The sequence below is a fragment of the Halolamina salina genome, assembly GCF_042678005.1.
In the GTDB taxonomy this organism is placed as follows: Archaea; Halobacteriota; Halobacteria; order Halobacteriales; family Haloferacaceae; genus Halolamina; species Halolamina salina.
The window spans coordinates 2,013-9,408 of record NZ_JBHUDH010000140.1 but is presented as its reverse complement, the minus strand read 5'-3'; the positions used below and the strand labels follow the sequence as shown (position 1 = coordinate 9,408).

General features: G+C 70.1%; 10 protein-coding genes and 1 other RNA gene. 2 read left to right on the top strand and 9 right to left on the bottom strand.

The window, feature by feature from the left end; genetic code table 11:
• Both ACFR9S_RS12160 and ACFR9S_RS12155 read right to left on the bottom strand, forming a co-directional pair.
• The coding region (locus tag ACFR9S_RS12160; protein ID WP_379818774.1) for a heavy-metal-associated domain-containing protein at positions 1-158 on the bottom strand (158 nt) is incomplete at its 3' end.
• Between the two features lie 105 nt (positions 159-263).
• Positions 264-608 carry a cupin domain-containing protein gene (locus ACFR9S_RS12155; RefSeq protein WP_379731727.1) on the bottom strand — a complete coding sequence of 115 codons (345 nt, stop codon included), beginning with the start codon at positions 606-608 and terminating at the stop codon, positions 264-266.
• A 157-nt stretch (positions 609-765) separates the two neighbouring features.
• On the opposite strand from ACFR9S_RS12155, the gene ACFR9S_RS12150 reads away from it, so the two are divergent.
• Positions 766-1,113, top strand: a complete 348-nt coding sequence (locus ACFR9S_RS12150; protein ID WP_379731726.1) for a hypothetical protein — start codon at positions 766-768, stop codon at positions 1,111-1,113.
• 10 nt (positions 1,114-1,123) lie between these two features.
• On the opposite strand, the gene fer is transcribed toward ACFR9S_RS12150, so the two are convergent.
• From fer to ACFR9S_RS12130, 4 genes are all read right to left on the bottom strand, one after another.
• Positions 1,124-1,771 carry a ferredoxin Fer gene (fer, locus tag ACFR9S_RS12145; protein ID WP_379818773.1) on the bottom strand — a complete coding sequence of 216 codons (648 nt, stop codon included), beginning with the start codon at positions 1,769-1,771 and terminating at the stop codon, positions 1,124-1,126.
• Between the two features lie 101 nt (positions 1,772-1,872).
• Positions 1,873-2,859, bottom strand: coding sequence for a hypothetical protein (locus ACFR9S_RS12140; RefSeq protein ID WP_379731724.1), 987 nt, complete (start codon positions 2,857-2,859; stop codon positions 1,873-1,875).
• Positions 2,860-2,907: 48 nt separating this feature from the next.
• Entirely contained in the window at positions 2,908-3,747 is an 840-nt protein-coding gene (locus tag ACFR9S_RS12135) for a class I SAM-dependent methyltransferase (protein WP_379731723.1), read from the bottom strand.
• Positions 3,748-3,810: 63 nt separating this feature from the next.
• A complete protein-coding gene (locus ACFR9S_RS12130) occupies positions 3,811-4,644 on the bottom strand; it encodes a hypothetical protein (RefSeq protein WP_379818772.1) in 834 nt (277 codons plus the stop codon).
• A 135-nt stretch (positions 4,645-4,779) separates the two neighbouring features.
• Here ACFR9S_RS12130 and ACFR9S_RS12125 point away from each other — a divergent pair, with 135 nt between their 5' ends.
• Entirely contained in the window at positions 4,780-5,925 is a 1,146-nt protein-coding gene (locus ACFR9S_RS12125; RefSeq protein WP_379818771.1) for an NADH:flavin oxidoreductase/NADH oxidase, read from the top strand.
• A gap of 94 nt (positions 5,926-6,019) precedes the next feature.
• Here ACFR9S_RS12125 and ffs read toward each other — a convergent pair.
• The 3 genes from ffs to ACFR9S_RS12110 form a co-directional block, all read right to left on the bottom strand.
• An RNA gene (gene ffs / locus ACFR9S_RS12120) (signal recognition particle sRNA) lies at positions 6,020-6,331 on the bottom strand.
• Positions 6,332-6,403: 72 nt separating this feature from the next.
• Entirely contained in the window at positions 6,404-7,126 is a 723-nt protein-coding gene (locus ACFR9S_RS12115; RefSeq protein ID WP_379818770.1) for a hypothetical protein, read from the bottom strand.
• Positions 7,123-7,396 (bottom strand): DUF7548 family protein (locus ACFR9S_RS12110; protein WP_459077207.1); only part of this gene is annotated, 274 nt, incomplete at its 5' end. The genes ACFR9S_RS12110 and ACFR9S_RS12115, both read right to left, overlap by 4 nt.

The window sequence follows — 7,396 nt, the reverse complement described above, 5'->3', positions numbered from 1 at the left end:
TCGTTCTCGGGGTCGGCCTCGCCCTCGATCTCGACGGTGTCGGTCGTGTTGTCGGCCTCGACGGACTCGGCGCCGTACAGCGCCGCGAGCGCGGACTCGACCGTCTCTTCACAGCTACCACACGCCATTCCTTCGACGGAGATAGTCTCCTGTGCCATGGCTGGTCGTTGGGCGGCGATACCCGAGAACGTTACGCCCGGGGCAGTCGGTGAGTCCGATCCCGTGAGAGCCGACGCACGGACCCTCGGCCGGTCAGTTACGGACTACTCCCGGTCGGTCCAGAACTCGAAGCCGCGGCCGGGCGCGAACACGTCCAGTCCGACGGCGCGCTCGTCCGTCTCGTTCTCGACGCGGTGGGACTCCCACGCGTCGAGGTGGACCGAGTCGTTCTTTGAAAGCGTCACCGACTCCTCCTCGGTGTGGACGGTGAGTTCGCCCTCGAGACAGACACAGACCTGCTCGTTCTCGTGGTCGTGCATCGGCGAGGAGTGCCCCGGCGGCTTCTCGAACCACTCGAAGGTGAACTGATCGCTGCCGGCGAGGGCGCGGCGCTGCCACCCCTCGTCGGGTTCGTACGTCTCGGCCTCGTCGAACGCCACGTACTCCATACCCGCCCGATGGGCGAGGGGGCACATCACCTTTCCGCGTCGGGGCCGCGCGGCGACGGCTCCGGAAAATCGCCCGCCTCGTTCACTTTCGCCGTATCCTTCACTTTCACTCCGGGGATGGCTCACTCCCTTTACCCTGCGCGTCCGACGGTGGTGTATGGCTACCCGAACGCGCACGACGACGCCGTTCGACGCGCTCGTCCGGGCGCTGCGCCCGCGAACTCCCGACGTGTCCGTCCGGAAACGGACCGCCGACCTGCTGTACGATGCCGACGTCGGGAACCGCACGCTGATCGGCGTGCTCTCGGGCGCCGACGAGGCGGTGTACTACTCAACGCGGACGCGGTGTGTCGCCGCGGTCCCCATCACCGACGTTGGGCCGGATCTCGGCGGCGCCCGACCGCTCGGACAGGCCGTCGACGACCCGAACCGCGCGTTCGAACACGTGGACGAAGAGTGGGCGTGGACGAACCCCGAACTCGCGGGTCGACCGCGAACGCACTGATCCCGACCGCTCAGAAGCGTTGGGACGGGAGTCGAAGTTCGTCCAGCCCCGGGAGGTGTTTCACGTTGTACACGACCTGTAGCTCGTCGCTTCGCGGGCGACAGAGGCAGGAGAGCCGGATCCCCTCCTCGACCATCCCCTCGGGTAGGACGTGGCTGTCGGCCATCTCGACCTCGCCCTCGCGCAGCAGCACCGCACAGTTTGCACAGGCCCCGCCCCGGCAGGCGTACGGCCACGCGAACCCGCAGCGCTCGGCCGCCTCCAGCAGCGTCTCCTCGCGGTCGACGAGCAGGCGACCGTACTCCCCGGGCTCGAGGTCGGCGTTCGACGCCGCCTCGAACAGGTCGTCGTCGTCGATCTCCCAGCCGTGGTCCGACAGCACCTCGAAGTCGAGATACTCCATCCGGGCGGTGCCCGGCGGCGGCCCCTGATCGTGGGTCGCGGTCGGCTCCGTCGCGGCCGTCGACTCCGCCGAGCCGTCCTCGGCCACCTCGACGTTGCCGTTCCGGATCGCGGCGTAGGCCTGCTGGATCCGCATGAACGCCTCGCGGGACCCGCCCTGATCGGGATGGGCCTCCTTCACGCGCTCCCGGTACGCCCGGGAGACGTCGGACTCGTTGGCGTCGGTTTCGACGCCCAGAACGTCGAACGGGTCCACACGCCGGCTTGCGGGTCCGCGGAGTTAAGCGAAGCGAAACCGGGGTTCGGGCGGCCGCCTCGGAACAGCTATCGCTCCCGGGTGACTGCGTGCCGTGACGCTCAATCGTCGTCGTCGACGGGTGCAGGACTGCCGCCCTCCGGCGCGTTCGCGGAACCGACCGACGGCTCGCCGACGATCCGGGCGTACGCCTCCCCGTCTGGGGGTCCCCCGGCGTCCGACGCCAGCACGGCGTCACGAACCTCGCGAGCGCCGCCGGGATCGACGCGGGTGAGGCGCCACGGGGCCTCAGTGTCGGCCTCAGCGGCGTGCTCGTCTTCGGAGGTGCTCTCCTTGACGATGTCGGCGTCGGCTCGGACGCTCTCGGGGAGCGACCCCGACCCCTCGTTCTCTGCGTCGTCCTCCCCGACCGGCGGGTAGACCCCCGACTCGGGGGCGTCGGAGGTCGTCTCCGGTTCGTCGCCTCCCGAGAACACGCGACCCTCTCGGGCTGCCTCCTCGGGATCGGGCCACTCCTCGTCGCTCGTCTCGAGCGTCGGCCCGATACCGCCGTCGTTCTGCCCGACGTCCAGCGCGTCGACGATCCGCTCTCGCGTGGCCTCGACGCGCTCGGCGTCGGCGTGGCCGGCGGCGGGCTCGTAGTTCTCGACGCGCACGTCGAGCACTTCCGTCGCCAGTTGGTGGAACGCCACCATCGACTTCACCGCGGTCTCGAACTGCTGCTCGCGCTTCTCGTCGAGTGCGCCGTACTCCGACTCGTGGATGGCGTCGAGTTCGTCGAGCGCCTCGTCCAGCCTCGACTCCAGCCGGTCGGTCGTCTCGCGGAGCGCTGCGACCTCCTCGGCGAGTTCGACGCGGTCGTCGGTCGCCGACTCCGATTCGGTCGCGTCGTCCGCCGTCTGTTCTTCCAAGCGCTCGATCCGCGCTTCCAGTTCGGCGATCCGGTCGCTCTCCTCGGCTGTCTCGTCCGTTCCAGTCTCGGCGGGCGTCTCCGCCCCATCGGACGAGTCCTCGATCTCCCGGATCGCCCGCAGGAACGCGGCGTCCTCCGGGCTGCGTTCGTCGTCCCCGTTCGTTCCCCCAGTCACGCCACGGGGTACTTCAGCCGGACGTATAATGGTACGCCCGGCGGCGGATCACGCGCTCGCCACCGCGAGCATATGCCCCGAGAGGTCGGCGACGCCGGGGTCGCCGCGCAGCGCCGCGACGGTCCCCCGGATCGCCTCGCGGTGGTCGTCGCCGAGCGCGTCGAACTCGTCCCGGCGCTGGGAGGCGACGCTCTCCAGCCCGGTCAGGGTGTGGACCGTCAATCCGGCGCGCTGGAGGAGTTCGCGCAGTTCGTCGGCTCGGAACAGATGCATCGGCGGCCCGGACGGCTCGAGGTCGAACGCCTCGAGCAGGTCGGCGTCGTAGTCGCCGGTCCGAGCGAGCCGGGGCAGTATCTCGGTTTCGTCGGCCGCCGGATCGACCCGGCCCGCCATCCGGGCGATGGTCTGGAGCGCGGCCAGCCGGCCCATTACCGAGACGAACACCGGGCCACCCGGGTCAGTGACTCGCTGGAGCTCCGCGGCCGCAGTCTCCCGTTCTCCGGCGTCGAGGACGTGCGAGAGCGGGCCGCCCAGACAGAGCGTCGCGTCGAAGCTGTCGGCTTCGGCATCGAGGTCACGCACGTCGCCGGTCCGGGCTGTCACCGCGTCCGCGACACCGTGTTCGGCGGCGTTCTCCCGGGCGAGCGCGACCTGCTCGCTGCTCCGGTCGACGAGCGTCACCTCGTACCCTCGATCGGCGAGTTCGACGCTGTACCGGCCAGCGCCGCCGCCGGCGTCGAGGACGCGTCCCGACTCGGGGAGGTGGCGGTCGAGATAGTTCCACGTCTCGTCGTGTTCCAGTTCGCCGTAGAGGTCGCGGTCGAGCCGGTCCCACTCGCGCTCGCCGTACTCGTCGTAGTACGCTTCCGGCGTGAACTCCTCGGGCATACGCTCACAGTCGGACGACTCCCCCATCCAGCTACCGATTCGGCAGCCGAACTGTCTGACTGCCTACCGGCCGATGCCGCAGCCCGACACCGTGTCGCACTCCAGCCCTTCCTCCTCCAGCGCGTCGATGAACTCGTTCATCCCGATCGCGTCGCTGGCGATGTGGCCGGTGACGACGAGGTTCTTCCCCTCGCCGCCGTACTCCTCTTTGAGTTCGGCCGTGTCGCCCGCGCCGACGTGGATGTACAGCACCGTGTCGACGCCGTTGTCGAAGTAGGCGCTGGCCACGTCGCTGCCGCCGTTGGTGCCGGCGGCGTGGTGGATCGCCACCTCGCCGAGGTCGTTCTCGCGCTCGCCGAGGCGCAGTTCCACGTCGGTGATCGCCTCGTCGATCTCTGGGATCTCGCCCAGCGCGTCCGCGAACGCGTCGACGGTCGCGTCGTCGGCGAGGTCGTCGGCGACTTCGCGGAACCGCCGGCGGCCGAGTTCGTCCGGTGCGAGGTGGACGTTCATGTACGGCTGGTCGAGGTGCTCGGCGATACTGGGGTCGTGGCGGTAGTTCGCGCTGTGGCCGGCGTGCTCCATCCCCGAGATGATCGACGACGCGGCCTCCTCGGCTCGTTCTTCGGGGACGCCGTGGTCGGTCATGAACTCGATCTGCTTGTCGAGTACGGGCGCGAAGTTCACCCGCGGGTCGCCGCCGGGCGGGTGGTGGGCGAGCACGAGGTCGTACCCCTCGCGGTGGGCCAACTGGATCTCCGGCGACTCGAGGTCGATCCCCACGAGCGCGGTTTCGACGGCGTCGGCGGGGACGTGAACCCCGCTGTCGGCCGGCACCTCGTCCCAGCCGACGAGGTCGAGACTGATCTCCATGATCTCGGACGTCGAGAGTGCCATGCGCTCTCTCCCCGCGGTGGCTGTGAAAAGCTCCCGAAGCCGGCACGGACCACCGGAACGGAGAGCGGCGACCGCGAAATCGGCAATCCGTACATCGGTCGACAGCGCCTTTTCCCACCCTACCGAACGTCCGCTGTGAACGCCGAACTGTTCGAACCGCTCACGCTGCGTGAGACGACGATCCCGAACCGCGTGATGGTGTCGCCGATGTGCCAGTACTCCTGTGACGACCGCGACGGGCTGGCGACCGAGTGGCACCACGTCCACCTCGGCAGCCGCGCCGTCGGCGGCGCCGGCGTCGTGATCGCCGAGGCGACGGCCGTCGAACCCCGCGGGCGCATCTCGCCGGAGGACCTCGGGCTCTGGAGTCAGGAGCACGCCGACGCGCTCGCCCCGACCGCCGAGTTCATCCGCGAGCAGGGCAGCGTCCCGGCGATCCAGCTCGCCCACGCCGGTCGGAAGGCCAGCACCCGTCGCCCGTGGGAGGACGGTCCCCGCCTCGTCAAACCGGACGAGGGCGGCTGGACCCCCAAGGGTCCCTCGGAGAAGCCCTACCCCCGCGACGAGGAGAACACGGCGCCGACCGAGCGCATGGATCAGGACGACATCGACGACGTGATCGACTCCTTCGAGCAGGCCGCGGAGTACGCGCTCGACGCCGGCTTCGAGGTGCCCGAGATCCACGCCGCCCACGGCTACCTGCTCCACGAGTTCCTCTCGCCGGTCTCCAACGACCGCGACGACGAGTACGGCGGCGACTTCGAGGGCCGGACGAAGCTGCTGCGGGAGGTCTGTGAGCGCGTCCGTTCGGTCTGGCCGGACGAGAAGCCGATCTTCGTGCGCATCTCCGCGACCGACTGGCTCCCCGACCGGGAGTCGTGGGACGTTGCCCAGTCGGCCCGCCTCGCCGGCGATCTCGCCGAACTCGGCGTCGACGTCCTCGACGTCTCCTCGGGCGGCATCCACCCCGACCAGCAGATCCCGCGGGCCGGTCCGGGCTATCAGGCCCAGTACGCCGAGACCATCCGCGAGGTGCTGGCTGAGGACGGGCAGACGCTCTCCGGCGACGCACTGGATGCGGGCAGTGACGAGATCGCAGTCGGCACCGTCGGCGGCATCACCGACGCGACTCACGCCGAGGCGCTGGTGGGCAACGAGCGCGCCGACGCGGTGCTACTGGCCCGCGAGCACCTCCGGGACCCGTACTTCACGCTCCACGCCGGCCGCGAACTCGACGCCGACAACGCGCCGGAGTGGCCGGATCAGTACAAGCGAGCCTGAGCGGTCCGAACGTCTCAGACGGTTCGCACATTGCGGAATTTTTCGAACGTCTCGGTCGCCGAGCCGTCGGCTCGCGAACTGAGAACGGAATGAATGGCGGACGTCCGGGATTGCCCGGCGTTCCGACACGGGGAGTCTCGGTTGCCTCCTCCACCCCGCGACCCGACGAGCGACGGGCGTCCGACGGTGGGCTGCTCGCTTCCGCGCCTGACCCAGTGCCGTCGACCAACCGCGGCGGATCGCCCCTGCGGGCGAGCGTCGCGGACCGCTGTCCCCGGCGGACGAGGCTTCCACGTCGGCTCCCGAGGCCCGTGCCGGTCTGACCGGACGCGCCCGGGGTTCGGTCCCCCCTGAAGACTATCTCGGGGGTTGCGAGCGGGGCCTAACCGCCCGACCTAGTCCACCAAAACGTAGCGCGGTGCGACTTAAGGCCCTTTCGGGTCGTACATCCCGACGCCGGCGGCGCGTTCGACACGACTCAGAACTCGACCCGCGAGAGCGTCTCGGTCCGATCGGCGACCGACTCGTTGTACGCCTCGACGAACGCGGGGAACTGCGGGACGTACCGGCGGATATCGCTGGCTTCCGGCGGCGCGTACTGGGAGAGCAGGTAGACGCCGTCGCTGCCGCCGATCCGGAGGTAGGAGACGCCGTCGCGGTCCCAGTTGAGCTCCCACCGCTGGCCGTCGATCCGGCTCTCGTAGGTGCCGTACTCCCCGCCTTCGAGGCGGTGGAGCTGGCCTGCGATCTCGTCGCAGATTTCCTCCACGCGGTCGAGGACACGCCGGCGCTCGTTCACGGCCTCCTCGGTACTCGCGGGCTCCGGGAACTCGGTCGGGGCATTCTCCAACTGCTCCTCGGCGGCCCTGACGTGGTCGTTGAACGCCCGGACGAACGCCGGGTAGTCTGCGAGTGCCGTCGCGAGCGCGCCGGGTTCGGGCTGGCGCTTGGTGGAGACGACGTACACCTCCGAGCCGCTGTCGGGGTCGAACAGGAGGAACTCCAGATCGCCGGCCTCGTACTTGACGGTCCACGTACCGCCGTCGGTCTCGAACTCGACGCGGCCGTAGTCGCCGCCCTCCAGCAGCGCGAGTTCGTAGGCGATCCGCCCGGCGTGGTCGCGGACGGCCTCGACGACCGCGTCGCGGCGCTCGGCGACCGCCGCGGCGTCGGTCAGGTCGACGGGCGGCCAGTCGGTCACAGCGCCGTCCGGGCTTGCAGGCCCGAGGCCGCCGTGAGGACGACCGCCCCGGCGAGCACGGCCCAGCGGTGGTTCTCGATCCACGCGTACTCGGCGGGGAAGCCGAACAGCACCGTCGAGTCGAGCGTGAGCAGCCAGACGGCCGCGGTCAGTACGGTGCCGAGCGCGACGACGACGACGTCGCCCGACAGCGTCAGCGCGTCAGTGTGGGGCTGGCCGACCGAGAGGAACACGACCGCGGCGACGATCGCCAGCAGGCCGACCGCGGTG

Excerpts from the sequence above, each read along its gene's own strand:
- ACFR9S_RS12150 (WP_379731726.1), top strand. The coding sequence starts at position 766 with ATGGCTACCCGAACGCGCACGACGACGCCGTTCGACGCGCTCGTCCGG.
- ACFR9S_RS12135 (WP_379731723.1), bottom strand. The coding sequence starts at position 3,747 with ATGCCCGAGGAGTTCACGCCGGAAGCGTACTACGACGAGTACGGCGAG.
- ACFR9S_RS12130 (WP_379818772.1), bottom strand. The coding sequence starts at position 4,644 with ATGGCACTCTCGACGTCCGAGATCATGGAGATCAGTCTCGACCTCGTC.
- ACFR9S_RS12155 (WP_379731727.1), bottom strand. The coding sequence starts at position 608 with ATGGAGTACGTGGCGTTCGACGAGGCCGAGACGTACGAACCCGACGAG.